Source organism: Rathayibacter sp. AY2B9, assembly GCF_002931595.1.
Lineage (GTDB): Bacteria > Actinomycetota > Actinomycetes > Actinomycetales > Microbacteriaceae > Rathayibacter.
Map to the genome: position 1 here is coordinate 1 of NZ_PSUB01000014.1, position 25,094 is coordinate 25,094.

A 25,094-nucleotide genomic window follows, 5' to 3' on the forward strand; every position below is an offset into this window, starting at 1 on the left:
CCCCGGCCCGCCCCGCCTCGCCCCGGCTCGGCGAGAAGCCAGGACTTGTCGCACTCGACGCCCACTGCGACAACTCCTGCGCACTCGCGAGCGGCCTCGGGACGCCGGACGCCCGTCGCTCCTACGCCGAGCACCCCGAGACTCCAGGAGTTGTCGCACTCGAGACCGACTGCGACAACTCCTGCGCACTCGCGGAACCGCGATCGGAGGAGTCCGGCGAGAAGCCAGGACTTGTCGCACTCGACGCCCACTGCGACAACTCCTGCGCACTCGCGAGCGGAGGCGGCGGCGGACGCGCCGAGACGACGGAGGCCGCCGCACTCGAGCTCGAGTGCGACGGCCTCCGGCCCGTCACGAGCGGGCGACCGCGGGTCAGGACTCCGTGTCGACGAGCGAGTCGAGGTGCGCGAGGTCCTCGGACGAGATCTCGAAGTCGACGTCGGCGTTCTCGACGATGCGCGAGGGCGTCGTCGACTTCGGCAGCGGCAGCACGTCCTTCTCGAGCAGGTAGCGGATGCAGAGCTGCGCCACCGACTTGTCGTACTTCGCGGCGATCTCGCCGATGTCGGAGTTGTCGAGCAGGCCGCCCGTCGCGAGGGGCGAGTACCCCTCGACGAGGATGCCGTGCTCCTTGCAGTAGGCGGTCGTCTCGTCCTGGGTGTTGCCGACGAACCAGCGGATCTGGTTGGCGTGCGGCACCACGTCGGTCGCCGCGATCAGCGACTCCAGATCGGCCACCTGGAAGTTCGAGACGCCGATGGCGCGCGAGCGACCGGCCTCGAGGATCTCCTCCATCGCCTTCCACGCCGCGATGTTGCCCTCGCGGTGGTCGGAGCCCATGTCCTGCCAGGGCCACGGGGCGTGGATGAGGTACAGGTCGACGTGGTCGAGCTCGAGCGCCGCCATGGTGGTCTCGAAGCTCGCCTTCGCGCCCTCGTAGTCCTTCACCTCGGCCGGGAGCTTGGTGGTGATGAACACCTCGTCGCGCGGGACGCCGCTGTCGCGCAGGGCCCGGGCGACGCTCGCCTCGTTGCCGTAGGCGCGGGCGGTGTCGATGTGGCGGTAGCCGGCCTCGAGCGCGGCGGTCGTCGCGTCGTAGGCCTCGGGGCCGTCGGGGATCTGCCAGGTGCCGAACCCGATCTTCGGGATGGCGACTCCGTTGGACAGCGTGAACGTGTCGGTCAGGGCGGGCATGACTCTCCTCTGCATCGGTCTTCTCCGCGGGCCGCCACCGGCGGCGCCGCTCCTTCCACGCTAGGCCGGGCCCCCGGCTCGCGCGGGCCCCTTGCGCTTGGCGCCTGCGGTGCTACGCGGCCGTCGCGCTCCCCGCCGCCGACCCCGCAGAAGTCGCAGGTCCCGCACTCGAGCACCGCGACTTCTGCGGACTCGCGAGCCGGCACCACCGGCCCGCCCCCGCGAGCGGCCGGCGCCTCCCCCCTGAGGCGCCGACCGCTCAGCCTCGCGCCACCGACCAGGGGGTCCGCAGCGCCCGCTCGGCGAGGAACCGCCGCTCCCCTGTGATCGACACCTCCGCCGTCACCGCCGCGTCCGCCGCCGAGGCGCCGGCCGTCAGCCGCAGCGGCCCCGGGTCCACGGCGAGCCGGCCGTCCTCCCCCGTCACCGCGAGCCGGGCCGCGTCGACGTGGAAGTGCACCGTCATCGTCTCGCCCGCCGCGATCGGCACGCGCGCGAAGCCGATGAGCTGCGCGACCGGCCGCACCACCGCCGAGGTCGGGTAGCCCGCGTAGAGCTGCACCACCTCGACCGTGTCGGCGCCGTCGTTCCGGAGCGATACCGCCACGTCGAGCGATCCGCCGACCGGCAGCTCCGCCGCCGTCGCCAGCTCCGTGTACGTCACCGCGCCGCGGGTCAGCCCGTAGCCGAACGGGTAGAGCGGAGTCGCGTCCAGCGCCGTGATCCCGGGGTTCGAGAGCCCGAGCGACGGCTGCAGGTACGTGGTCGACGCGGACGGGAGCCGCGGGATCTGCACGGGCAGCCGCCCGGTCGGAGCCACGCGGCCCGAGAGCACGCCGGCGACCGCAGCCGCCCCGTCCGCTCCCGGGAAGAACGCCTGCACGAGTCCGCGCGCCGCTCCGAACGCCCCGAGCGCGTAGGGCCGGCCCGAGAGGACGACCACCACGGTGGGCACGCCGGTCTCGAGCACGGCCGTCACCAGCGGCTCCTGCGCTCCGGGGAGGCGGAGGTCGGCCGCGTCGCAGCCCTCGCCCGAGGTGCCGTCGCCGAAGAGCCCGGCGATGTCGCCGACCACGACGACCGCCGCGTCGGAGGCGCGGACGAGGTCCACCGCCTCCTGCACGCCGTCGGTCGACGCGGAGGTGATCGAGCCGCCCGCCCCGAAGCGCACGCGCGACGCTCCGAACTCCTCCTGCAGCGCCGTCAGCACCGTCGGGATCGACAGCCCGAGGTCGTGGCCGGGGTGCTTGGAGAGCACGTGGTTGGGGAACGCGTAGCAGCCGACCAAGCTGCGGAACTGGTCCGCGGCCGGTCCCACGACGGCGAGCGAGCCGGAGGACAGCAGCCCCGCGACGTCCTCGTCGCGCAGCAGCACGACCGACTCCTCCGCGATCCGCGACGAGATCGCGCGGTTGCGGGCGCTGTCGAGGTCGACGTCCTCGGCTCCCTCGGGCACCAGCGGGCCGCCGTCGAGCAGGCCCGCCTCGAACTTGTGGCGGAGGTGCCTGGCCACGGAGCGGTCGAGGTCGGCCTCGTCGACGACGCCCTCGCGGATCAGGCGCGGCAGCTCGCCGTACGCCGCCGTCTGCGGCAGCTCGACGTCGACCCCGGCGTGCAGCGCCAGGCGCCCCGCGTCGGCCGCGTCGACCGCCACGTGGTGCATGGCCTGGAGGAACGGCACCGCCCAGTAGTCGGCGACGACCGTGCCCTCGAAGCCCCAGCGGTCGCGGAGCAGCGTCGTCAGCAGGTGCCGGCTGGCGCTGCTGGGCACGCCGTCGATGTCGGTGTACGAGGTCATCACGCTGCGGGCGCCGCCGTGCCGCAGGGCGGCCTCGAACGGAGGCAGCACCGTGTCGGCGAGCTCGCGCGGCCCCATGCTCACGGGTCCGTGGTTGCGGGCGCCGCGGGAGGCGGCGTACCCGGCGAAGTGCTTCAGTGTCGCGACGACGCCGGTCCCCTCCAGCCCCGCCACGTAGGCGGCGCCGAGCTGCGAGACCAGGTACGGGTCCTCGCCGAGGGTCTCCTCGACGCGGCCCCAGCGGTAGTCCTTCACGACGTCGACGACCGGGGCGAGGCCCTGGTGGATGCCGAGTGCGCGCATGTCCGAGCCGATCGCCTCCGCCATCTCGCCCAGGAGCTCCTCGTGGAAGGTGGCCGCCCAGGCGAGCGGAGTGGGGAACGCGGTCGCGCCGTACGCGGCCAGCCCGGTGAGGCACTCCTCGTGCGCGATGGCCGGGATGCCGAGGCGGCTGCCGGCGACCACGCGCTCCTGCAGCTCGCGGAGCCGGCGGACGCCCTCCGGGACAGTGACCGGCTCGGTGCCGAACACGCGGGTCAGCTGGCCGAGGCCGCCGGTGAAGAGGTCGTCGCCCGCGGCGATCCCGTCGTCGAGCTTCGGGGCGAAGTCGTCGGCGGAGTCGGTGAGCCAGACGGAGCCGAGCTGCGCCGCCTTCTCCTCGAGGGTGAGTTCCTGGGTCAGGAGGCGGGCGCGCTCGGCCGGAGGCAGAGCGCGATCCCGCCAGTCCCGCCCGGGAGGACGCGCGGCGTCCGTCCCGGGCAGTGCTGGGGAAGCGTCGTGCATCAGCCCTTGAACGCCCCGTCCATGATCCCGGACACCATCCGGCGGCCGACGAAGAAGAACGCGATCAGCAGCGGGAGGGTGGCCATGAACGATCCGCCCATCGCCAGGGCGACGTCGATCGAGCGGTTGGCCTGCAGCTGCTTCAGCGCGATCTGCACCGTGAACAGCTCCGGCGACTTGAGGACGATGAACGGCCACATGAAGTCGTTCCAGACCGCGGTGAAGGTGATCAGTCCGAGGACGAACGCCGCGGGGCGGACCACCGGGAAGGCGATGCGCCAGAACAGCTGCCACGAGTTGGCGCCGTCGATGCGGGCCGCCTGGATCAGCTCGTCGCTGACCGTCGTGGACATGTGCTGCCGCATCCAGAAGATGCCGAAGGCGCTGGCCAGGCCCGGCACGATGATCGCCTGGAGGGTGTCGACCCAGTCGAGCGCCGAGACGATCAGGTACTGCGGGATGATGCTCAGCTGCGCCGGCACCGTCATGGTCAGCAGCACGATGAGGAACAGCACGTTGCGGCCCGGGAACTGCAGCTTCGCGAAGGCGAAGCCGGCCATCGCGCAGAGGATCGCCGAGATGACGGCGATGCTCAGCGACACGATGAGGCTGTTCAGCATCGAGGCGACGAACGGGACGGTGTCGAACACCTTCTCGGCGATCGCCATGAAGTTCGTGCCCGGGTACAGGCGCGGCGGGATCGACGTGACGGCGGTCGCTCCGACCGACGCGACGACGAACATGTAGTAGAGCGGGAAGATCGAGACGAGCACCGCGATCACGAGGAAGACGTAGGTCGGCCAGCCGACTCCGCCGCCCTTCCCGCGCCGCTTCGGCAGCTGTGCCTTCTGGACCGTGGGGGCCAGCGTCTGCGGGACGGCCTGGTCGATCACATCCGACATCAGACGGCCTCCTTCCGGGTGCGGGTGGAGAGGTAGAAGTTGAGGAGGGAGACGAGGACCACGATCACGAACAGCACGACGCCGATGGCGGATCCGTAGCCGAACTTGAACTGGCCGAAGCCCTGCTCGTAGAGGAAGAGCGCCAGCGTCTGGCACTGCCGGCCGGCGCCGCAGGTGAGGCCCGATTCGGGAGCCACCAGGAGCGCCTCCGTGAAGATCTGCAGACCGCCGATGGTCGACATGATCACGGTGAAGACGATGATCGGGCGCAGCGCCGGGATCGTCAGGTGGCGGAACTGCTGCCAGCTGGACGCGCCGTCGACGGAGGCCGCCTCGAACATCTCGCGGGGCAGCGACTGCAGGCCCGCCAGGTAGAGGAGCGTGTTGTAGCCGAACCAGCGCCAGAAGACCATCGTCGAGATGACGATCCAGGAGCCGTAGTTCGTGGCGAGGAAGTTGATCGACGGCAGTCCGAAGATGCCGAGGAACCAGTTGATCAGGCCGAAGTTCTTGTCGAAGATCTGCGCGAACACGATCGCGGTCGCCGCGACGGAGGTGATGTACGGCACCAGCAGCGCCATGCGGAAGAAGTTCGCCCAGCGGAGGCGGGCGTGGTTCAGCAGGTGCGCGAGGAAGAGGGCGAACAGCAGCTGGGGCACCGTCGAGATGATGAAGATGCCGAAGGTGTTGACCAGCGCGTTCCAGAACCGGGAGTCGGCGAAGAGCTGCTGGAAGTTCGCGATGCCGACGAAGGTCTGCTCGCCGATCGGGTTCCAGTCGAAGAGCGAGACGTAGAACGTGAACAGGAGCGGGAAGAGCCCGAAGACGATGAAGATGATGAAGAAGGGCGCGACGTACGCGTAGGGGGCGATCCGCTCCGAGAGGGAGTTGCGGATCCGCGCGGCCTTCTGGACCGGCGCGCTGGGCTGCTTGCGCTGCTTGCGGGGTGGTGCTGCTGTCACCGTTGACACGGGAGTACCTCCGTCGAGAAAGGGGGGAGGGGCCCGGCGCGCGAGGCGCCGGGCCGCTCGGGTGGGTGGGGCGATCAGCCGCCGATGGCCTGCTTGGCCGTGTCGAGTGCGGTCGACCACGCCTTGTCGGAGGTCACGTTGCCGGCCTCCAGCTCGACGAGGGTGTTGAGGAGCGCCCCGTTGATCGGGGTGGTGTCCGGTCCGTTGTAGAAGGACGGGAACTGCTCGACGGAGGTCGCCATGACCTCGCCGATCTTCGAGTCGCCGAAGAACGGGTCGGTGTACGACTGGACCTCTTCGCTGGCGACCGCCTCGGTGGCGGCGGGCAGCGTGCCCGAGGCCTTGAAGTGGTCGGTCTGGCCCTCGGCCGACATCATCGTCTTGATGTACTGCCAGGCGGCCTCGGGGTGCTCGGCGCGGGCGGGGATGGCGATGACGCTGCCGCCCCAGTTGCCGCCGATGCCGGGGACGCTGGTGACGCGCCAGTTGCCGGCGGTGTCGGGGGCGTCGGTCTTGATGCCGGCGAGGATCCACGAGGGGGCGATCGTCACGGCGAAGGCGCCGTTCGCGCGGCCCGGAGCCCAGCCCGAGGACCAGGCGGCGATGCCGGCGCTGATGCCGGCGTCCTTGGTGTCCACGGCGACCTGGAACGCGTCCTTAACCTGCGGGTTGGTGTCGTAGACCAGCTCGCCGTCGGGCGAGTAGTACTTCTCCGAGACCTGGTTGACGGTCGAGAAGAAGACGCTGGTCTCGATGTTGTCGACGAACGGCTTGCCGGTCGCCTCGGTGTACTTCTTGCCGGTCTCGATGAAGGACGGCCAGTCCTTCCAGAGCTCGGCGACCTGGTCGGGCTCGGTCGGCAGGCCGGCCTGCTCGAAGAGGTCGGCGCGGTAGGCGAAGCCCAGTCCGCCGACGTCGGTCGGGACGCCCACGACGGAGCCGTCGTCGGCGGTCGCGGCGGAGGCGGCCCACGGGAGGTAGGTGGAGGCGACGTCGTCGCCGCCGAGGGTGCGCAGGTCGAGGAAGTTCGAGCTGTTGGCGACGAACTGGGGCAGGTCGTCGTTCTGGATCATGACCAGGTCGGGCACCTTGCCGCCGGCGAGGGCCGCGGTGAGGGCGGTGGCGGTCTCGGTCGTGCTGCCGACCTCGGAGAGCTTGATCTTCGCGTCGGGCATCTTCGCGAGGTACTCGTCGACGCTGTCCTTGGCGTTGATACCGGTGAAGGACCAGAAGGTGGCTTCGGCGTTCGGGTCGTCCGAGGCGCCTCCTCCCCCTCCGGACGAGCACCCGGTCAGGGTGAGCGCGACTACTGCTGCTGCGGCGGCTACGGCCGTCAGGCTTCTTTTCACGACAATTCCTCTTCGTTGGGGATTCGCAGGGTTTCGGTGAGGGCGGGCCTCAGAGAACGATCTCTTGGCGGCCAACCTAACCCGCCCGCGAGCACGATGCAAGCGAGAACCGGTCTCCGCGAGATAACGATCTCCGCCTAGTATCAAAGGGAAGTTTCGCAAATCGAGCAGTTCCGGACGGCCGCCCGCCGCCCCGTGCGAGTCTTCACTCCGACGCTCTCCCCACCGTGCTCCGCGGGGAGGCGCGGAAGCCGGAACCTCCCCTCGCAGAAGGAAGCAGCATGACTCGACCCACGCTGGTGGACGTCGCCCAGGCCGCGGGCGTCTCGCGCGCCACCGCCGCCCGTGTGCTCGCAGGCGGCACCAATGTCGACGTCCGGATGACCGCCGCGGTCGAGCGCGCCGCGAAGTCCCTCGGCTACGAGGCGAACAGCGCCGCCCGGATGCTCCGCGGCGGGCGGGCCGGGGCCATCGCCCTGATCGTCGCCTTCAACGAGCTCGACAGCCTCACCGGGACGTTCTTCACCTCGGTGCTGAAGGGCGCCGCGAAGGGCCTCTACGCCGGCGAGGTGCAGCCCGTGCTGCTGCCCGCCGACCACGACGACAGCGACCGCATCCCCCGCTTCCTCCGCTCGCGGGCCGTCGACGGCGCGATCGTGATCCTCCAGCACGAGATCACCCACCTCGCCCAGGCGCTGGCCGACTCCCCCGTGCCGATCGCCTGGGTCGGCCGCCCTCGCGTCGCCCTGCCCGAGGACGCGATCGTCATCGACTCCGACAACTACGGAGGCGGCCGCCTCGCCGCCCGCGCGCTCGCCGACTCCGGCCGCCGGCGCCTGGGCATCATCGCCGGCCCGCACGACATGGAGCCCGCCCGCGACCGCATCCGCGGCTGGCGCGACGAGCTGACCGAGCTCGGCCTCGACTCCAGCCCGATCGTGCACGGCGCCTTCACCCTCGAGAGCGGTTCCGCCGCGATGGCCCGCCTCCTGCAGCGCCACCCCGACCTCGACGGCGTCTTCGCCTCCTCCGACCTGATGGCCAACGGCGCGATCCGCGTGCTCCAGGCGTCCGGCCGCCGCGTCCCCGCCGACGTCTCCGTCATCGGCTTCGACGACGTCGTCATCGCGACCACCTCGGATCCGACCCTCACGACCATCCGGCAGCCCCTGGAGGACATGGGCCGCGTCGCCGCCGAGACCGTCGTCGCCGTCGTGCAGGGCCGCCCGGTCGACCGGCAGCCGATCCTCGCGACGACCCTCGTGCAGCGCGAGTCCGCATGACCCCGCCTCCCCCGCACCGCCTGATCGTCAGCACCGACGCGGCGAACGAGGCCGACGACCAGTTCGCGATCGTCCAGGCGCTGCTGACCGAGACCCTCGACGTCCGCGGCCTGGTCGCTGCGCACTTCGGCCGGCCGGGGAGCATGCCGGAGTCGCGCGCCGAGATCGACCGCATCGTGGAGTTGGCGGGAGCGACGGTGACCGTCGTCGACGGCGCCGAGTCGGCCCTGCCCGCCGAGGCGTCGGACGGCGCCCGCCTGATCGTCGCGGAGGCGCTGCGCGACGCCGGCCGACTGTGGATCGCCGTGCTCGGGCCGCTGACCGACGTCGCCGCCGCCCTGCTGCTCGAGCCGTCGATCGCCTCCCGTGACGTCGTGGTCGTCTGGGTCGGCGGCCCGCCCTACGACGAGATCCCCGCCTACAGCCCCGAGTTCAACCTGATCAACGACGTCCACGCCGCGAACCGCGTCCTCGAGTCGGGCATCGCCCTCTGGCAGATCCCGATGCCCGTGTACTCCGGAGTCGGAGTCGGGCACGCCGAGCTCCGCACGCGGCTGCGCGGAACCAGCCCCCTCGGCGACTACCTGGTGGACCAGCTGATCGCGTTCAACGACACCATCCCGTACGGGCCGCTCGACTTCCGGTCGCTGGGCGACAGCCCGGCGATCGGCGCCGTGATGAACCCCGCCGGCGGACGCTGGCGGGAGCGCCGCGCGCCGCGGTTCTCCGCGGACGGCGAGCTCCTGCCCGACGCAGGGCCGCACACGATCCGGGTCTGCGAGGCGTTCGACACCCGCTGGCTGATCGAGGACCTGTTCGCGAAGCTCGTGGAGTTCGGGGAGCGGGCGGACGGCGAGCGCTAGCGGTTCCTGCCGCGAGCGCTCGGTAGACGAAGCGGGGCCTCGTGCCGGCGGACACGCCGCTGCGGCTACTGGTCGCGGGGCTCGTCACTGCGGCCTGCGCCCTGACGGCGATGATCACCCTCCCGGGGCCGCCCCCTCGACTTCCCTCAGGACGCGATTCAGCCGGACGACCCCGCCCCGTCACTTCGGCCGGCCGCTCGTCCGACACCTCAGAGAGTCGGCGACCACCCGGGTCGACGATCCCTCATCAGGACGGCGAGACGTCCCGCGCAAGCCGCTCGAGCACCTGTATCAAGGTCGCGCGATCGATGCCGTCGGTGCGATCGACGAGGTGCCTGCGAACCGCGGCGGCGTGGATCGGACGGGCGACGCGGACGGCATCCCGCCCCTCATCGGTGATGCACACGTGGACGCCGGCGTCCACGCTCCGACGACCCAGCAGACCGCGCTGCTCCATGCGGGTCAGTTGGTGTGAGAGCCGGCTGCGGTGCCACTGCATCGAGGTGGCGAGGTCGCTCTGGCGGAGCTCCCCGCCGCCGAGCTCGACCAGGCGCGTCAGGATGCCGAAGTCCGGGTCGGAGAGACCCGTGCCGGTCTTGATCTCCTCGGCGACGCGCTGCCGGACCTGGTCCGATGCGATCTTCCACGTGTGCCAGAGAAGCTGCTCCTGTTCGCTCAGCGCTGCGGTCATCTGCTCAGACTACGGTCCCGGTGTTGACACGACAACGTCCCGAGCGCAGAGTGTTGACATGACAACACTTGGAGATCCTGCGACGAAGCTCGCCCTCGTCACCGGCGGCAACAAGGGCATCGGCCTGGCCATCACCCGCGGCCTCGCACAGCAGGGGTTCACCGTCCTGCTCGGCGCGAGGAGCGTCGACGCCGGCCGGGACGCCGCGGAGAGCCTCGACGGGGACGTCCGCCCCGTCCTTCTCGACGTCACCCGGCAAGACCATGTCGACGCCCTCGCGGCGCGCGTCGCGGAGGAGTTCGGGCAACTCGACGTACTGGTGAACAATGCCGGCGTCAACACGCTCACCTTCCACCCGATGGATCATCTGCCGACGCCGACCGAGGAGACGGTCGACGACATCAGGAGCGTGTACGAGGTCAACGTCTTCGCCGTCGTGCGGATGATGACGGCCTTCCTGCCGCTCCTGACCCGGGCGGAGGACGCACGGGTGGTGAACGTCACGAGCAAGCGCGGCTCACTCGGCGAGGAGGGCGCCTGGGTGGGGCAGCCCTCCATGGCCTACTCCAGCTCGAAGACCGCCCTCAACGCGCTGACCGTGCACTACGCCCGCGAGTTCGCCGCCACGACGCTGAAGATCAACGGCGCGGCCCCGGGGCACGTCGCCACTGACTTCAACAACTTCCGCGGCACGAGGACGCCGGACGAAGGCGCGGCGGTCGCCGTTCGCCTGGCCACCCTGCCGGCCGACGGCCCGACGGGCGCGGTCTTCGAGGACGACCATCAGCTCGCCTGGTGAGCGCTTCTCGCGTCAGCGGAACCTCCAGCCGATCGCGCTGCCCGTCTGGAACATCAAGCGGACTCGCGGAGCACCAACTGGTGGCGGACGGTGCGGTGAACCTCCGGACCGCCCCGGGGGAGCTCGCCGGCGATCATGGCGACCGCGAGGTCGAGGGCGTGCCGCGCGAGCTCGTCGAGGTCGACGGCGAGGGTGGTCAGCGTCGGTGCGAGCAGCCGGCCGATCGAGAGGCCGTCGATCCCGACCACCCGGACGTCGCCGGGCACGTCGACGCCCGCCCGACGGCAGGCGGAGAGCACGCCGAGCGCGCAGAGGTCGTTGAACGCGACGATCGCGTCGGCGACCCGTGGGCGGGCGATGATCCGCTCGGTCGCGTCCGCGGCCGCCTGGGCGGTGGGGCCCTCGGCGCGGACGACGGAGGCCTCGAGTCCGCGCGCGGCGAAGGCCCTGATCAGAAGCTCCGCTCGCCGGCTCGGCCGCACGTCCCGCGAGACGTCGACGACCACCGGATGCCGCACGCGGGCTCCCGCCAGATGCTCGGCCAGCGCCTCGACGGCCTCGGAGTGGTCGAGCAGCACCGCGGCGCGCAGCGGGTCGCCGGTCGGGTCGAGCTCGATGACCGGCACGGAGCTGAGCCGCTCGATCCACTCCGCAGCACGATCGCCGAAGGTGCCGATCACCGCGTCGGTCTGCGCGCCCAGCGCCTGGATCATCCGGTCGGAGTCGGCGGCGAGGCCCACGTCCGCGAGCGACATGTTCCAGCCCCGCGCCGCCGCGACCCGGACGACGGCCGAGGCGAGCTCCGGCGACCACGGATTCCGCAGGTCGTCGACGACGAGCCCGAGCTGGTGCTCGCCGCCGGTGACCAGGCCGCGGCCGAACCGCGACGGTCGGTAGGACAGCTGCTCCGCGGCGTCGAGGACCCGCCGCTTCGTCTCCTCGCTGATGCCCGGCATGCCGTTCATCGCGCGGGTGACGGTCTGGCGGGAGACCCCGGCGGCGGCCGCGACGTCGTGGATCGTCGCGCGGCCGCCGGCCTCGGCACCGCTCAGGCGCGGAGGTCGAGCCATGCCGTCTGCTCCGGGGTCAGCTCGATCGACAGGCCGCGCAGGGACGAGCGCAGCTCGGTGATCGTGCGCGGCCCGAAGAGCGGGAAGGTGGGGAACGGCTGCGCGAGCACGTAGGCCAGCGCGATCGCCGTCGCCCCGACGCCGTGCTCGGCCGCCAGCTGCTCGGCCCGGCGCAGGCGCTCGAAGTTGTCCGGCCCGTAGTAGCAGCGCACCAGCTCGGCGTCGCTGGTGTCGTCCGGGCGGGCGCGGCCGGTGAAGAAGCCGCGGGCCTGCGAGGACCACGGCAGCAGTGGGATCTGCCGCTCGACCAGCCACTCCTTCGACGCCCGGTCGGTGACGTGGACGCAGCCCTCCCACGGCACGTCGTACGCCTCGGCCAGGCCGAAGTGGTCGCTCAGCGCCTGGAACCCGGCCCGCCCGTGAGTGCGGGCATACTCCTGCGCCTCGTCGAAGCGCTCCGGCGTCCAGTTCGAGACGCCGTAGGCGCGGATCCGCCCGGCGCGCTGGTGCTCGTCCATCACGTCGACGAACTCCCCCACCGGCACCTCGAGGTTGTCGCGGTGCATCAGGTAGATGTCGGCGTAGTCGGTGCCCTGCCGCTCGAGGCTCTCGAGCAGCTGCTGGGAGAGCGACTCCGGGTCGCAGTAGGGGGTGTGCGCGCCCTTGGTGATCACGACGACGTCCTCGCGGATGCCGCGGTTGCGGATCCACCGGCCGAGGCGGCCCTCCATCTCGCCGTCGCCGTAGATGTAGCCGGTGTCGAAGGCGGTGCCGCCCTGCTCGACGAACGCGTCGAAGATCGCCGAGGCGTGCGCCAGATCCGGCTGGTTGTCGACGCCCATCACGAGCCGCGACATCCGCTTGCCGACGCCGGGGATCTCGCCGAAGAGCATCGGGCTGTCCGACGCGACGCTCAGCGGCCGCCCGGACATCGTCGGGATGTCCGCGGTCTCAGCCTCGAACGGGAAGCGCAGGCCGATCGCGGCGCGCCAGCGGTCGAGCGTGCGGGCCGTCGCGAGCGTCTCCTCGAGCGTCATCTGCGGCGCCTCGACCGAACCGGCCGCCAGGGCGTCGGTCGTCGCATCCGCCTCGAGCGCGTAGGGGCTCTCCCCCTCGAACGTGAGGATGCGCGGCTCCTCCCCGACAACGCTGATCTCGATGCCCGTGTCGGACGCACCGAACCACGGGTCGGCCACGTGCAGACGGCCGCGCGTGCCGTGGATCGTCAGGGCGTTCACGTCGTCGAGTGCCACGCCGGTGCGGAGGGTCGCGGTGATGCCGCCGCGGTAGGTCGCGCGGGCGACGCTCCACTCGTCGACGCCGGTCGGGCCGAGGCTGCCCCTCGCGTCGAACTCGACGGGCTCCGCGACGGCGGCACCGGTCGCGGCCTGCACCACGGCCGCCGCGGCGGTGACGGTGTACCCGCCGACGTCGAGGACGCCTCCTCCGGCCGTCGCGACCTCGTACAGGCGGCCCTCGCGGGACGGGGTGCGGAAGGAGAAGGAGGCGTCGATGTGCACGACGTCGCCGATCGCGCCGTCGCGGACGAGCTCGAGCAGCGCGGCGGTCTGCGGGTGGAAGCGGTACATGGACGCCTCGACCAGCGGCAGACCCGCGCTGCGGGCGGCGTCGACCAGGGCCATCGCCGTGCCGTGGTTGACGGCGAGCGGCTTCTCGCAGAGCACGGCCTTGCCGGCCTCGAGCGCCTGCAGCACGAGCGCGGCGTGACCCGTGTGCACGGTGGAGATGTAGACCGCGGTGACCCGCGGATCGGCGAGGACCGCGGCGTAATCGCCGGCGGTCGCGTCCGCGAAGCCGTGCTCGACGGCCTCGGCGGCGAAGGCCGCGGCTCGCCCCGGGTCGGAGCTGCCCGCCGCGACGAGCCGGGCGCCGCGGTCGCTCGCCGGGAGCTGGGAGAGGAACCGGCGCGCGATGCTGCCGGGGCCGAGCACCGCCCAGCCGGGTGCGGGAGTGGTCGGAGTGGAGTCGGTCATGGGGACCCTTTCGCGGCGTCATCGGCGTGAACGTTCACGGACCACGCTAGGCGGGCAGGAGGGGACGAGACAAGTGCGGTGCGGAACCTGAACGTGAACGTTCACCACGGGACGGAGGGCGCTCCTCCGCTGCTCGAACGGCCGGGCGGCCGGGCGGAGGGAGGGTCGCCGAGATCGCTTTCGATGCCGAGCGCCGTCTCGGTCTCGGCGAGCGACGGCCGCGGCCCGACCCGGAGGTCGCCGAGGGCGTCTTTCCGCAGGTCGCCGAGGGCGTCGTTCCGCCGGAACACGTCGCCGTCACGGACGGGCGGAGCACACAGGCAGCGGCGCCTCTGAGCAGCTCGCCTTCGTCGGGTCGCCACGAGTACCGTCCCAGGTGGGGTGCCTCAGCGGGACTCTTCATCGGGCGGGGTTGTCGGGACACTGCTCGCCGCGGGATCCCGCGGCCGGTTCTACTGCGTGCGCGTGTACCGGTGAACGATCCCCTATCGGTACGCGGGATCAAGTCGTGATTCCGCTGGTCGCCCTGTGCAGCTCCGGCGCCCCGAGCAAGCGCGCTCTCGCACTGCGGGCGCTATCGGTGGGAGCCGAGCCCCTACCAGCAACCAAGAAGCGCGGGAAAAAGGCAGAGTGACTCCCTGAGGAGGCGAAGCCCGCCGCTGCCCGCGCGCTAGCCTGCGTCCATGAAGAGCCGGACTAGACCTCATTGGATCGCGATCGCGGCCGGAACCGTTGCCGCGGTAAGCATGGCCGGCTGCGCCCCAACCTCGGTCGGCGAAGCCTTCAACAGCGGTTCGTCCGCAGCCTCTCAGCCAGCCGAGCCGACAGCCGCCGCGGAACGTTCGGCGTTGGTGGAGTCACCCGAGGGCGACGTCGTTCTCAAGCTCGACGCGAGCGGCAAGCCGGCCGTGATCACCGACAAGTACGGGTCGTACGCTCTGACAACGATCGACCCGACTGACGAATCGATGGTGGTCGACCAAGCCTCGCTGGACTCCAGCGTCGCTCAGAGCGGCTGGTCCGAGGCGGACGTCCTCTCGGCGCAGCAGTTCGTCGTGACCTTCGTCGCAGAGCAGCTAAACGATTCCACGGCGCTTGACCGTCAAACCGGCTGGGAGCAGTGGAAGCAGGACGAGGCTCCGAAGTACGTCCACCCCGACTACGTGGACGGCATTCGAAGTGAGCAGTCGGACGGCGCCGACCGCTCCATCATCATCTCCAACAACTTCAACAACGCGACCCCTGACCTCGTGCGCGACGGCGGCCCTCGCGTCGCGGCGGGTGAGATCTCGACGGATCAGGTGTGGGCGTTCACGACCGACGCCGGCGTGCCGGCGCTCTCGATCAAGGGCACCTCGAGCTACACCTACCGCGCTGTCGATGGTGCCCCGGTTTACTCCGATACGGATTGGGCGTACGCCCTCGCCAGGTCCGAAGGCTCCTGGCTGATCACCGGATTTGAAAATGGTTTCGACCTCAGGCGCTAGCCGTGCGGCGCCCGAGAGCAACACGATTAGAGATGTCCGGAAGGCGACCCCCTGTCGGGCGCGCAGAGCGCAGCGGTTAATTCAGCTTCTTCGGTACTTTCTCCTTCATGACATCAGCACCAAATAGCGGCACCTGGACCACCACAACCGGAGAAGACGGCGCCTCCAAACCTGGCGGAACATGGAAGGCAACAGACCACGTCGACACGCTTCCGCGTGGTGTGACTCGACGCCTCCTGAGAAAGAAGACCCGGCTGGCGACCGTCACTGTCATCGCAGCACTCAGTGTTGCCACCCTGCTCGCCTCCCTGACGATCGAATTCGGTGCGGACCTGGCGAAGGTGTGGAACGACCTCGACGGACGCAAGTGGGTGTTCATCATCTGCGCGGCGGCCTCGGCTATCTGTCTGTTCACAAAGGAGGTGTGGACGACAATCGCTCGCGCCTCGGATGTGAAGGACCAGCCTGACCTGGTGGAGAGGTTCGAGGATCATGCGGCGCTTTGCTCGTTGATCGCGACCATCCTCGGAGCTCCGGTTGTGGTGGCAGGTCTGGTCGAGTTGGTGGTCAAGTAGACGTCGCTGCGCGGGTCAGCACCTCAACGCTGAGCCTTCGCGTCCCTCCGCGCGCGAGGGGAGCCGACAACTCCGCGTAAGCGCGCTTCGTCCGTACTACGGGCGAACGGTGATGACCTTGTCGAGAGGCAGGTCACCCGCGGGGTTGCCCTTCACGTATGACGCGATCCAGATCATTCTCGTGAGCGTCTTCCCGTTCTCGTCTCGACCGAGCGAAGGGTAGGGCTGGTCTCGCCAGTGGCCGCGCACGCTCCACGGATCCCGGTCCTCGAGATTGCTCGGGTCGTCGTGACGGTAGACCTGTGCATGGTCGGTTCCCGCTTTCACGCGAACGACCACCAGGTCACCCGGCGCTCCACCATCCGAGCCTCCCTGGGCGCCGGCCCGCCGGTCCGACTCGGTGACGTCGCCCTGCGCCATGAGCGCCCACACGGCCGCGAGCATCTTCTGCTCAGGCCGAGTCTCGTCCCACACCGGCACGAACGGCAGTCGGCCGGCTAGCCGCTCTCCGACCTCCTTCGGGTCACGGCCACGGCCTGCGACGAACGTGCGCATCCGCCAGACGACTTCGCCCTGTCGGGACCAGACAGCGCGAATGTGCCTCTCGGTCCCGTCTGGTCGGTGCATGATCACTGGTCTAGCGAAGATCCAGAGGCCGTTGATGTGCACCGGGTACGGGTCAAGGTGCTCGTTCCCGTCGAGACTGTCCACGGCGAGCTGCAACAGCTCCTCCTGGAGCAGGAACGACTCTTCGGGATTGTCCCTCGGCGCACCCACGCTGCGCGCCAGGTACGGAATGTCGGCGGGCGCAAAGACCTGCGCTCGAAGAGAGAGGCGCACCGGCGGACTGTCGAGGGGTGTCGGCGGAATCTCGACGCCCGTTCCCGGGTCGAGGAATGGTCCCGACGTGTGCGCTAGCACCGCCCTCAACGACTGGCCGAACCAGGCGCGCTGCGAGCGCACGTCGATGACGATGAACACGTTGGCGGGATGCAAACCTCGCTCGCGATAGGGGCGATCGATGAGCCGAAGCGGTTCGACCAGTCTGGTGCGACTGAGACGGCTCCCAGCCGGCGGTTGCCAGGGTGCTCCGCGGAGAGTGGACAGTCCGTATTTCGGCTGCTGAGTGAGGTCGTGGAAGAGGACGACCGGCTCATTGATCGCGACAGCGCTGCCGCGTAGCTGCTCGAATACACCCGGGATTATGGCTCGGATCGCCACGTCGCGTTCGGCCACCATGAGACTGCGCGGCATCGGCCGCACAAAAACGCGCGGCCCGGTCCCAGCTCCGCTCGGTGACCGCTCCGGCCGCCGCTCGGGCGCCGTAAGCGCCGGTCGTTAGACAGGCATCCCGCCGGGTCCACACTCCCCCGGCAGTCCGAGCGTGTTGCGGGTGTGCGTGAGAATCTCCACGTCGGTCGCGGCGGCGTTCTCCGGGTCCTCGTCGCGGCTGGTCGCGAGGATGAGGGCGAGCTGGTCGGCGCTCGCGCGGCCGGTGTCGATGCGGGTCATGGTGTGGTCCTCTCAGCGGCTCAGGAACGGGGCGACGCGGCGGATCGCTGCGCGGCGGGCGTGGGCGACGCAGTGGCGGAACGAGCCGCTGGTGATGCCGTGCAGCTGGTCGGAGTGCCACGCCTCCCAGACCCCGGACTTGCGGCGGGTGACGTGTACCGAGGGCGTCGTCGTGGGGTCGGTGCCCACGACGCGGACGTCGACCGCGCGGGTGCCTCCGAGCGTGAGGTAGGTCTTCGTGGTGGTCTGCAAGTCGGTGGTGGTCTGCATGGTGTGGGTGCTCCCTCTGGCTGATCGTTTTTCTTTGCCTCTCCGGCGGGGAAAACCGTTTGAGTGGAGGCGGCGCAGTGACGCCGATAGCGAGCGATGTGAGGGAGCGCAGCGACCGCGTTCGGGATCGGTGGCACGGAGCCGGTGGAGCGAAATAGGTTGAAACCGCGGAGAGGTGAAGATTCTCAATCAGGTTTGTCAAGCCAGCGGGGGTGGTCTGGCTCGGTCGTTCTTCCTTCTCTCCCAGCGTTTTTTGCCTGGAAGGCACGTAGTGCCGAGCAGGGTCGAAGGTGGGAGCGCAACCCGGAGGGCGGTGGAGGAGAGGTTGTCGGCGCGATGTGAGGGAGCGCAGCGACCGCGTGTCGACAACCTCGGAGGAGCCGGCCGCGCAGCGGCTTGCGCGGACGCCGGAGGCCCGTACGCTGCCGAAGGCTTCCAGGCAAAATGCGCGCAGCGCGCAGCACCGCGTCGACCGGAGGTAGGCGTCCATGTCAGTGCCCGCATCCGAGATCGTCTGCGCACCAGGAACGTGCTGCTCGATCGGGGTGCACGTGCGCTGTCTCTGTATGCAGCGCGTACCGCTGAGAAGCCGCATATCTCCGCGGAGCAGGCCGGTTCCGCCGCGCCACGGGTGCGAGCATGACCGTAGGAGGCCGGGATGCGTGACGCGGTGATGGTCGTCGAAGACGACGTCGAGATGGGCGAGCTCATCAAGCGGGGTCTTACCGGCGACGGCTACGACGTCGCCCTGTTCTCGAACGGGGTCGACGCGCTGAACGCGGCGCGCGACGCGGACTACGCCGCCGCAGTTCTCGACGTGATGCTCCCCGGAATGAGCGGCTTCGAGATCTGCCGGCACCTGCGCGCGACCGGTGCCACGCTCCCGGTGATCATGCTCACCGCCCGCGACGCGCTGCAGGACCGCGTGTTCGGCCTCGACGCAGGCGCCGACGACTACCTCGCCAAGCCGTTCCACTTCGAGGAGCTCTCCGCTCGCCTACGAGCCATGATTCGCAGAGAGCACCTCACGAATCGCGCGCCGGTCATGATCGGGAACCTGCGCATGGACCCGTACGCCCACTCCGCGACGATCGACGGCGCCGTCCTGCCGCTGAGTCCAAAGGAGTTCGGAGTCCTCCGCGCGCTCGCGGCGCGTGCCGGGGACTTCGTGCCGCGGGAGGAGATCCTGCTCGAGGTGTGGGGGTCGGCGGACTTCGTGGACCACAACATCGCGGAGCAGTACGTCAGCTACCTCCGCCGCAAGCTGGCCGCGGGCGGTGCGTCGGTCGAGATCCTCACCCGTCGGGGTGCGGGCTACCGGCTCGGGGGGAAGCCGTGAGCTGGCGGTCCCTGTCGATCCGGGTGCGGATCACGGTGTCGAGCCTGCTGGTCGCGATGCTGTTCTTCGGGATCGTCGCGGTCGTCGTGCGCGAGCAGCTCGATCACATCCTCGATGCCTCCACGATCGAGCTGGTCCGCTCGGGAGCGTCGCAGGCGCTGATCGAGGAGAGCCGCGACACCGCCGAGGCCGTCGTCGGCGGCGTCAGCACGACGCTCCTGATCGCCCTCGCGATCCTGTTCGTCGCGTTCGCTGTGACGTCCTGGGTCCTGGTCGGCCTCGCGCTGCGCCCCGTCGGCAGGATGCGCGCGATCGCCGACCGGCTGCGCCAGGGACGCTCCACCGAGCTGCTCCCGGTCGGGCCCGCCCGCGACGAGCTCTCCGACCTCGCCTCGACCCTGAACGCGCTGATCGCGGACCTGCGGGAGTCGGCGGACCGGGAGCGGCGGCTCGTCGCCGACGCGAGCCACGAGCTGCGCACCCCGCTCGCCGCGCTGCGCACCCGGCTCGAGCTCGCTGAGCGGGTCCGTGACGATCCGGCGGCTCTCTACGCCGATGTCGTCGACGCGCGCCGCTCGATCGACCGCCTGCAGTCCCTGACGGACGGGCTGCTGATCCTGTCGAGGATCGACGCGGGCATCGCTACCGGCGACGCCTCCTCGGCGGCTCTGCGGGAGGAGGTAGCCGACAGCGTCGACCGCGCCCGGATGCTCGCCCGCGAGCGGGACCTCGCGATCGACTTCGTCGCCCCCGCCTCGATCGTCGCCGCCCGGTACCCGATCTCCCCGACCGATTTCGGCCGGATCCTGGACAACCTGCTCGCGAACGCCGTCACTGCGACGCCCGACGGCGGCAGCGTCAGCGCGACCCTCGTCGAGCGCGCCGAAGAGATCGTCCTCTCCGTCGACGACGACGGCCCGGGCGTTCCTGACGCGTTCCTCGCGGTCGCGACCGACCGTTTCACCCGCCCGGATGCCGCCCGCTCCCGCGACGGCGGCGCCGGCCTCGGGCTCGCGATCGTCGCCGGTCTCAGCCGCGCCGCCGGCGGCGAGCTCCGACTCCGCAACCTCGTCCCCCACGGCCTCGGTGTCGACGTCCGCATCCCCGCGACGCAGCCCCACCCGACCTCTCGCAAGGAGAACCGATGATCGACCCCCAATCCCTCCTCGACGGCGCCGGACCCTGGGCGATCGCCCTGGTCTGCCTGATCGCCTTCGTCGAGACGGGCCTGCTGATCGGGTTCTTCCTCCCCGGTGACACCCTCCTCTTCTTCACCGGTGTCTTCGTCGCGACCGGCGTGATCTCCCTGCCGGTGCCGCTGGTGATCCTGATGGTCGCCGCCGCCGCGTTCCTCGGCGACCAGCTCGGGTTCGTCATCGGCCGCGCGAGCGGGCCGCGGATCTTCGAGCGCAAGGACAGCGGGCTCTTCAGCCGCTCGAGCGTCGCCCGCACCCAGTCGTTCTTCGACCGGTTCGGCGGCTGGGCGGTCACCATCGCCCGCTTCGTGCCGGTCGTGCGCACCTTCGCCCCCGTCGCAGCCGGCGTCGGGAAGATGCACTACGGCCACTTCGTCGGCTTCAACGCCCTCGGCGCCGCCGTCTGGTCCACCGGCGTGATCCTCCTCGGCTTCTTCCTCGGGCAGATCCCCGGCGTCGCGGACTTCGTGGGGAAGTACATCGACATCGTCCTCGTCGGCATCGTCGTGATCAGCCTCGCCGGGATCGCGCTCACGTACTGGCGGCAGAAGAACCGCGCTGGCCGCGACGCCTGAGCGCCGCGCTCAACGGGTCGGGCGCGGTCGGCGGAGCGCGATCACCGCTACCAGCAGCATGAACACCGCGAGGGCCGCGAGCGTGACCGGGCCGGTGCCCAGGCCCAGGCCCTTCCGGTCGACCGGATCCGCGAGCCAGTCGCAGACCGAGGCGCCGAGCGGTCGCGTGACGACGTAGGCGGCCCAGAACGCGAGGACCGCGTTCCGCCCCGTGAACCGATGCGCGAGCGCCGGCACCGCGATGACCGCCGCGAACAGGACCGCGGACGGCAGGTAGCCGAACCCGAGCGTCGACGCGGTCAGATCGCCCGCGGCCGTGCCGAGCGCGAAGGTCCCGGAGACGGCGAGCCAGTAGAACGCGGCGCGGCGCGGCGTCGTTATCGAGTGGATCGACAGCGTCCGCTCCGCCCGCCACCACAGGGCGAAGACCGCGGCGAGCGCCACCGCGAACCCGAGAGTCGAGACGAGGTACGGGACTCCGGCGACCACGTGCAGCACGTCGGCGGCCATCGTGCCGAAGACGCTCACCATCAGCACCGCCGTCCAGTACACCCACGGGATGTACCGGCGGGCCGCGAACTGCAGCGCGAGGGCCGCGAGGAACGCGAGCCCTGTCGCGCCGACCACGATCACCGGGTCGAACGCGGTCGCGAGGAAGTCCGACGCCGTCTCGCCCATCCCCGTCGTCAGCACCTTGAGGACCCAGAACAGCGCCGTCGCCTCGGGCACCGTCGAGGCGGCGTAGCGGCCGGCGAGGAGGCGGGAGCGGATCCGAGGGAGCGGAGGGCGGCGCTGATCGGTGAGATGCGTCATGCCGCCATGGTCGGGCAGTCTGCGGCACCCGGGGCTGGGGGCTTCGCCGGGTCCGTTGAACAAGCGCACAGCGACCCGCTCACCGGCAGCGCTGCCCGCTGCCTTCCGCCGTCATCTGGTCGGACGGTGCCCGGAGAAGCGCCGCCAACGGAACGACGGTGATGCAGCACGTTCGGTGTGCAGCCTGACCGCGAGCGGCGCCCAGACGATCAACGCCACCCCGGCGCCCAGGAGCAGCCCGCCGACGGTGTCGGAGATCCAGTGCGCACCGAGGTAGGTGCGGCTGAGCATCATCGCCACCGTGTAGAGGGCACCGGCGATCCGGACCCACCACAGGGGGAAGACGATCGCGAGGACCACCGCGGTCGTGGCCGCGTTCGCGCTGTGTCCGGAGGGGAAGGAGCCGAAGTCGGCGTTCACGAGGATCTCCAGCGGCCGTGGACGCCCGACCGCGTTCTTGAGGATCTGCACCAGCAGCCCGCTGAGCGGCGCGGCGATCGCGAAGTACGTCGCAGCCCAGCGACCGCGCCAGAGCAGCAGCGCCGCGAAGACGACCAGAGGAATCACGATCGTCCCGAGGATCCCGCCGCCGAGGCTGTTCATCACCAGCGACGGGACCAGCCAGAACGTGGACCGGTGCTCGATGATCTCGTTCATCCAGGCGGTGTCGAACCCGAACGGCTTGTCGTGCTCGCGGTAGAAGATCAGCGCGGCCAGGAGGATGGTGAGCAGCACCGCGAGGCCCGCCGAGATCAGCGGCCATCGTCGCGCCGCCCGATACGCGATCGCACCGTCCGGTAGGGGTTCCCGGTTCGGCATCAGTGTCGTCCTCGTCTCTCGACGCGAAGCACGCCGCAGAAGTCCACGCTATGAACGAGCCGTCTGTGGCGGCGGCGGATTCCCCTGCATCCGTTGTGAAAGCACAGAGCCTCGACCCCCTCAGCTCGGTACCGACCTGATCGCGTTCGGGTACTTCGGGTCGTTGTGAGCAAACACAACGCAGCACGGCGCATCCCGAGCCGCCGCCCACTTCCCGACTGAGACTCTGCGGGCATGGACATCTCAACGACGGCAGCACCGTCCCGCGGCCGGCGGCTGCTCAGCAAGGTCCCCGAGGTCACCATCTGGTTCTGGATCATCAAGATCCTCTGCACCACCGTCGGCGAGAGCTTCGCCGACTGGATCAACATGGTCCTCGGCGTCGGCCTCATCGCGACCGCCGTGATCTTCATCATCGTCACCGCAGTCGTGCTCGCGATCCAGATGCGGCTGCGCCGCTACCTGCCCGCCGCGTACTGGCTGACCGTCGTCGTCATGAGCGTCACCGGCACCCTGCTCACCGACATCCTCACCGACCAGCTCGGCGTCCCCCTCTGGGCCAGCTCCCTCGTCTTCTCCGTGCTGCTCGCGATCGTGTTCAGCGTCTGGTACTCGAAGGAGCGCACCCTCTCCATCCACAGCATCGACACCGCCCCGCGCGAGGCGTTCTACTGGCTCACCGTCCTCGTCACCTTCGCGCTCGGCACCGCCCTCGGCGACTGGACTCTCGAGCTCACCGGCTGGGGCCCTGGCGTCTCGATCCTCCTGCCCCTCACGCTGCTCGCGATCGTCACCGGCCTCTGGCGCTACGGCGCGAACCCGGTCCTCGCGTTCTGGATCGCCTACATCCTCACCCGCCCCCTCGGCGCCAATATCGGTGACTGGCTCGGCCTGTCCCCCGACGAGCAGGGCCTCGGGCTCGGCACCTTCGTCACCAGCATCATCTTCCTGCTCGCGATCCTCGCCACCGTCGTCTACCTCTCCCTCAGCAAGGCCGATGTCGACAAGGGCGCATCCGAGCACTACACCACGCCAGTCGCCCGCGAACGCCGTTCACTCGTCGCCTTCGCGGTCCTCGCCGTCGCCGTCGTCGGGCTGCTCGCCTTCACCAACAGCCAGCCGCACACCAGTCCGGCACCGGAAGGCGCAGCCCCGGCCTGCGATGCGTCGGGAACGCTGTCCGCAGCTGACGCGAAGGCATCCGTTCAGACCGACTTCCCCTCCGCCGACGTGCAGAACTTCCAGACGATCACCGCCGACACCCTCGCCTTCGTCACCAGCGGCGATCAGGCCGGCGCGAAAGCCCGCGCCACCGACCTTGAGACCGCCTGGGACGACGCGGAGCCCGCACTGAGCGCCGCGAACTGCCAGACGTGGACCTACGTCGACCAGCAGATCGACCCCGTTCTCTCCTCCGTCCGCGCCGGCAGCCCCGACCCGGTTGTCGAGAAGACGAGCATCCAGGACCTGCTGACCACTCTCGCCGGACGCTGACATGAGGCGTCACGGTCTTCTTTTGCGACCCGAATCTGGCCTCCTCCGACCAATTGATCACTGCCGCCCTGCCCTGCCGCCGCCGCAGCGGCATCAGCGCGACTCAACACATCGATCGGAACCGGTCGGTGACAAATCGGTCCGCTATTGAACCCATGCTCGAGCTCGTAGACGCACTCCGAGCACACGGGGCTGCCGACCAGGCCGGCGTCCGCGAGGTGCTCCACCCAGGGGTGCGAGCACTCACCACAAACCTCAGCGAGCAGAACCCGGAACCGGGCGCGGCGCGAACGGCGAGCGTCAGCTCGCCGGCGCCACTGCGGGAGGCCGACCATCACGTGAGCGTAGCGAGCGCGCCACCAAGCAATCGCGCGCTTCGCCTCATCCGCATCGCCTCTGGCGTCCCGTTTGGGGATTCCCATACGGACGGTAACTAAGGATCTATCCGGCGGTGATCAGCTCGCCGGGCGCACCGAGAGACGCGAGGTCGACATCGCCCTGTGACGTCAGGAGCTCTCCGCTGATCCCGTCGTAGACGGCGGTGAAGACGTCCACCCGATGGAGGTCGAAGCCATAGGGCACGTCTGTTCTCTCCGCGGGCGCGTGCACGGTCAGCGCCCAGACCGGCTCGTCCTGTGCGACCCAGTAGTGGTCCGCGAGAGCGGGGTCATACGCGGCGAGCTCCTCGTACGTGGTTCCGACCGCGTAGATCGGGTACTGCTTCTTCTCCTCCGCACTGAGCGTCGAGAGGAGTCTTCCGGTGCCGTTCGCCAGGTCGAGCGCCGGATTCGTCAGCTGCTGGACGTCGATGATCGGCCCCTCAGAGGCGGCGGTGGCAATGGGGGTGCCCGGCGGACCCTCTGTCGGGACGGTGGGTGTGAGGGCCTCCGTCGTCTCCGTTGGTTGGGCAGGCGTCTCGGTGGAGATGGGGGTCGTGCTGGCGGTGGCGTCGATGGTGACGGGGCCGGAACGGATGCGCATCGTCGTGGAGGTCTGGGTGAGGCTGACGTCCTCGGCGCCCAGCACGTCCATGAGCCACTGCTCTCGTTCGCCGGCGGCGGCGAGGCAGCCGACGTAGGTCGTCGCGGGGCCCCCGGTGACGACCCACACGGACGTCTGCAGACCGGCGGACTGGAGGTCGTAGGTGAGCGTGTTGCAGGGACCGTCGATGCTGAGCGTCGACCGGCCGATGCCGACGATGCGAAGGCTGACGGGGTGATCGAGCAGCCATCCGCCCGATCCCTGGTCACCGACGACCGAAGTGGTCTCGTAGACGAGCCTGGTCGCGACTTCGGCGCCGAGCAGTTCACCCGGCAC

General features: G+C 70.2%; 23 protein-coding genes. 9 read left to right on the plus strand and 14 right to left on the minus strand.

Going from position 1 to position 25,094, the window contains the following annotated elements; translation table 11 throughout:
* Positions 1-372 precede the first annotated feature (372 nt).
* The 5 genes from C5C25_RS12670 to C5C25_RS12690 form a co-directional block, all read right to left on the minus strand.
* Entirely contained in the window at positions 373-1,194 is an 822-nt protein-coding gene (locus C5C25_RS12670) for an aldo/keto reductase (protein ID WP_104226493.1), read from the minus strand.
* A 259-nt stretch (positions 1,195-1,453) separates the two neighbouring features.
* On the minus strand, positions 1,454-3,775 hold the full coding sequence (locus C5C25_RS12675; protein WP_104250817.1) for a glycoside hydrolase family 3 N-terminal domain-containing protein: 2,322 nt from the start codon (positions 3,773-3,775) through the stop codon (positions 1,454-1,456).
* Positions 3,775-4,677, minus strand: a complete 903-nt coding sequence (locus C5C25_RS12680) for a carbohydrate ABC transporter permease (protein ID WP_104248354.1) — start codon at positions 4,675-4,677, stop codon at positions 3,775-3,777. Before C5C25_RS12680 ends, C5C25_RS12675 begins: the two co-directional genes overlap by 1 nt.
* Complete coding sequence (locus C5C25_RS12685; protein WP_104224677.1) at positions 4,677-5,639, minus strand: carbohydrate ABC transporter permease; 963 nt, start codon at positions 5,637-5,639, stop codon at positions 4,677-4,679. The genes C5C25_RS12680 and C5C25_RS12685 overlap by 1 nt, the downstream gene beginning before the upstream one ends.
* Before the next feature lie 83 nt (positions 5,640-5,722).
* Positions 5,723-6,997 carry an extracellular solute-binding protein gene (locus C5C25_RS12690; RefSeq protein ID WP_104226495.1) on the minus strand — a complete coding sequence of 425 codons (1,275 nt, stop codon included), beginning with the start codon at positions 6,995-6,997 and terminating at the stop codon, positions 5,723-5,725.
* 281 nt (positions 6,998-7,278) lie between these two features.
* Here C5C25_RS12690 and C5C25_RS12695 point away from each other — a divergent pair, with 281 nt between their 5' ends.
* Complete coding sequence (locus C5C25_RS12695; protein ID WP_104224675.1) at positions 7,279-8,280, plus strand: LacI family DNA-binding transcriptional regulator; 1,002 nt, start codon at positions 7,279-7,281, stop codon at positions 8,278-8,280.
* Positions 8,277-9,143, plus strand: coding sequence for a nucleoside hydrolase (locus C5C25_RS12700; RefSeq protein WP_104250818.1), 867 nt, complete (start codon positions 8,277-8,279; stop codon positions 9,141-9,143). The genes C5C25_RS12695 and C5C25_RS12700 overlap by 4 nt, the downstream gene beginning before the upstream one ends.
* 247 nt (positions 9,144-9,390) lie before the next feature.
* On the opposite strand, the gene C5C25_RS12705 is transcribed toward C5C25_RS12700, so the two are convergent.
* The gene (locus C5C25_RS12705) at positions 9,391-9,834 is read right to left on the minus strand and encodes a MarR family winged helix-turn-helix transcriptional regulator (protein WP_146079472.1); all 444 of its coding nucleotides are present in this window, start codon (positions 9,832-9,834) and stop codon (positions 9,391-9,393) included.
* 58 nt (positions 9,835-9,892) lie between these two features.
* Between C5C25_RS12705 and C5C25_RS12710 the strand changes: the two genes are divergently transcribed.
* Positions 9,893-10,633, plus strand: coding sequence for an SDR family NAD(P)-dependent oxidoreductase (locus C5C25_RS12710; protein ID WP_104250819.1), 741 nt, complete (start codon positions 9,893-9,895; stop codon positions 10,631-10,633).
* A 53-nt stretch (positions 10,634-10,686) separates the two neighbouring features.
* Here C5C25_RS12710 and C5C25_RS12715 read toward each other — a convergent pair whose 3' ends face one another.
* Both C5C25_RS12715 and C5C25_RS12720 read right to left on the minus strand, forming a co-directional pair.
* Entirely contained in the window at positions 10,687-11,703 is a 1,017-nt protein-coding gene (locus tag C5C25_RS12715; RefSeq protein ID WP_104250820.1) for a LacI family DNA-binding transcriptional regulator, read from the minus strand.
* Positions 11,682-13,697: an aldo/keto reductase gene (locus C5C25_RS12720; protein ID WP_104250821.1), complete on the minus strand. Its 2,016-nt coding sequence runs from the start codon at positions 13,695-13,697 to the stop codon at positions 11,682-11,684. Before C5C25_RS12720 ends, C5C25_RS12715 begins: the two co-directional genes overlap by 22 nt.
* Positions 13,698-14,380: 683 nt before the next feature.
* On the opposite strand from C5C25_RS12720, the gene C5C25_RS12730 reads away from it, so the two are divergent.
* Entirely contained in the window at positions 14,381-15,184 is an 804-nt protein-coding gene (locus tag C5C25_RS12730) for a hypothetical protein (protein ID WP_146079473.1), read from the plus strand.
* A 107-nt stretch (positions 15,185-15,291) separates the two neighbouring features.
* Entirely contained in the window at positions 15,292-15,759 is a 468-nt protein-coding gene (locus tag C5C25_RS12735; RefSeq protein ID WP_146079474.1) for a hypothetical protein, read from the plus strand.
* Between the two features lie 96 nt (positions 15,760-15,855).
* On the opposite strand, the gene C5C25_RS12740 is transcribed toward C5C25_RS12735, so the two are convergent.
* The 3 genes from C5C25_RS12740 to C5C25_RS12750 form a co-directional block, all read right to left on the minus strand.
* On the minus strand, positions 15,856-17,013 hold the full coding sequence (locus C5C25_RS12740) for a hypothetical protein (protein WP_146079475.1): 1,158 nt from the start codon (positions 17,011-17,013) through the stop codon (positions 15,856-15,858).
* An 84-nt stretch (positions 17,014-17,097) separates the two neighbouring features.
* Positions 17,098-17,271 carry a hypothetical protein gene (locus tag C5C25_RS16570; protein WP_181072847.1) on the minus strand — a complete coding sequence of 58 codons (174 nt, stop codon included), beginning with the start codon at positions 17,269-17,271 and terminating at the stop codon, positions 17,098-17,100.
* A 12-nt stretch (positions 17,272-17,283) separates the two neighbouring features.
* Positions 17,284-17,541: a hypothetical protein gene (locus C5C25_RS12750; RefSeq protein ID WP_104250827.1), complete on the minus strand. Its 258-nt coding sequence runs from the start codon at positions 17,539-17,541 to the stop codon at positions 17,284-17,286.
* Positions 17,542-18,199: 658 nt separating this feature from the next.
* On the opposite strand from C5C25_RS12750, the gene C5C25_RS12755 reads away from it, so the two are divergent.
* From C5C25_RS12755 to C5C25_RS12765, 3 genes are read left to right on the plus strand one after another with little or no spacing between them, the layout of a single operon-like run.
* Positions 18,200-18,880 (plus strand): response regulator transcription factor, encoded by a 681-nt coding sequence (locus tag C5C25_RS12755; RefSeq protein WP_104250828.1) that lies wholly within the window; start codon positions 18,200-18,202, stop codon positions 18,878-18,880.
* Positions 18,877-20,028, plus strand: coding sequence for a cell wall metabolism sensor histidine kinase WalK (locus tag C5C25_RS12760; protein WP_258069413.1), 1,152 nt, complete (start codon positions 18,877-18,879; stop codon positions 20,026-20,028). The genes C5C25_RS12755 and C5C25_RS12760 overlap by 4 nt, the downstream gene beginning before the upstream one ends.
* On the plus strand, positions 20,025-20,651 hold the full coding sequence (locus C5C25_RS12765) for a DedA family protein (protein WP_104250829.1): 627 nt from the start codon (positions 20,025-20,027) through the stop codon (positions 20,649-20,651). Before C5C25_RS12760 ends, C5C25_RS12765 begins: the two co-directional genes overlap by 4 nt.
* A 9-nt stretch (positions 20,652-20,660) precedes the next feature.
* On the opposite strand, the gene C5C25_RS12770 is transcribed toward C5C25_RS12765, so the two are convergent.
* Both C5C25_RS12770 and C5C25_RS12775 read right to left on the minus strand, forming a co-directional pair.
* The gene (locus C5C25_RS12770) at positions 20,661-21,464 is read right to left on the minus strand and encodes a hypothetical protein (protein WP_104250830.1); all 804 of its coding nucleotides are present in this window, start codon (positions 21,462-21,464) and stop codon (positions 20,661-20,663) included.
* A 111-nt stretch (positions 21,465-21,575) separates the two neighbouring features.
* Complete coding sequence (locus C5C25_RS12775) at positions 21,576-22,283, minus strand: phosphatase PAP2 family protein (protein WP_104250831.1); 708 nt, start codon at positions 22,281-22,283, stop codon at positions 21,576-21,578.
* 234 nt (positions 22,284-22,517) lie between these two features.
* Between C5C25_RS12775 and C5C25_RS12780 the strand changes: the two genes are divergently transcribed.
* Positions 22,518-23,777 carry a hypothetical protein gene (locus C5C25_RS12780; RefSeq protein ID WP_104250832.1) on the plus strand — a complete coding sequence of 420 codons (1,260 nt, stop codon included), beginning with the start codon at positions 22,518-22,520 and terminating at the stop codon, positions 23,775-23,777.
* Between the two features lie 441 nt (positions 23,778-24,218).
* On the opposite strand, the gene C5C25_RS12785 is transcribed toward C5C25_RS12780, so the two are convergent.
* Complete coding sequence (locus tag C5C25_RS12785; RefSeq protein ID WP_146079476.1) at positions 24,219-25,094, minus strand: hypothetical protein; 876 nt, start codon at positions 25,092-25,094, stop codon at positions 24,219-24,221.

Bases quoted from the DNA above. Each gene is read 5' to 3' on its own strand.
- C5C25_RS12765 (WP_104250829.1), top strand. From the start codon at position 20,025: ATGATCGACCCCCAATCCCTCCTCGACGGCGCCGGACCCTGGGCGATC.
- C5C25_RS12675 (WP_104250817.1), bottom strand. From the start codon at position 3,775: ATGCACGACGCTTCCCCAGCACTGCCCGGGACGGACGCCGCGCGTCCT.
- C5C25_RS12780 (WP_104250832.1), top strand. From the start codon at position 22,518: ATGGACATCTCAACGACGGCAGCACCGTCCCGCGGCCGGCGGCTGCTC.
- C5C25_RS12680 (WP_104248354.1), bottom strand. From the start codon at position 4,677: ATGTCGGATGTGATCGACCAGGCCGTCCCGCAGACGCTGGCCCCCACG.
- C5C25_RS12770 (WP_104250830.1), bottom strand. From the start codon at position 21,464: ATGACGCATCTCACCGATCAGCGCCGCCCTCCGCTCCCTCGGATCCGC.
- C5C25_RS16570 (WP_181072847.1), bottom strand. From the start codon at position 17,271: ATGACCCGCATCGACACCGGCCGCGCGAGCGCCGACCAGCTCGCCCTC.
- C5C25_RS12700 (WP_104250818.1), top strand. From the start codon at position 8,277: ATGACCCCGCCTCCCCCGCACCGCCTGATCGTCAGCACCGACGCGGCG.
- C5C25_RS12775 (WP_104250831.1), bottom strand. From the start codon at position 22,283: ATGCCGAACCGGGAACCCCTACCGGACGGTGCGATCGCGTATCGGGCG.
- C5C25_RS12735 (WP_146079474.1), top strand. From the start codon at position 15,292: ATGACATCAGCACCAAATAGCGGCACCTGGACCACCACAACCGGAGAA.
- C5C25_RS12705 (WP_146079472.1), bottom strand. From the start codon at position 9,834: ATGACCGCAGCGCTGAGCGAACAGGAGCAGCTTCTCTGGCACACGTGG.
- C5C25_RS12755 (WP_104250828.1), top strand. From the start codon at position 18,200: ATGCGTGACGCGGTGATGGTCGTCGAAGACGACGTCGAGATGGGCGAG.
- C5C25_RS12750 (WP_104250827.1), bottom strand. From the start codon at position 17,541: ATGCAGACCACCACCGACTTGCAGACCACCACGAAGACCTACCTCACG.
- C5C25_RS12730 (WP_146079473.1), top strand. From the start codon at position 14,381: ATGAAGAGCCGGACTAGACCTCATTGGATCGCGATCGCGGCCGGAACC.
- C5C25_RS12695 (WP_104224675.1), top strand. From the start codon at position 7,279: ATGACTCGACCCACGCTGGTGGACGTCGCCCAGGCCGCGGGCGTCTCG.
- C5C25_RS12715 (WP_104250820.1), bottom strand. From the start codon at position 11,703: ATGGCTCGACCTCCGCGCCTGAGCGGTGCCGAGGCCGGCGGCCGCGCG.
- C5C25_RS12710 (WP_104250819.1), top strand. From the start codon at position 9,893: ATGACAACACTTGGAGATCCTGCGACGAAGCTCGCCCTCGTCACCGGC.
- C5C25_RS12720 (WP_104250821.1), bottom strand. From the start codon at position 13,697: ATGACCGACTCCACTCCGACCACTCCCGCACCCGGCTGGGCGGTGCTC.
- C5C25_RS12670 (WP_104226493.1), bottom strand. From the start codon at position 1,194: ATGCCCGCCCTGACCGACACGTTCACGCTGTCCAACGGAGTCGCCATC.
- C5C25_RS12740 (WP_146079475.1), bottom strand. From the start codon at position 17,013: ATGCCGCGCAGTCTCATGGTGGCCGAACGCGACGTGGCGATCCGAGCC.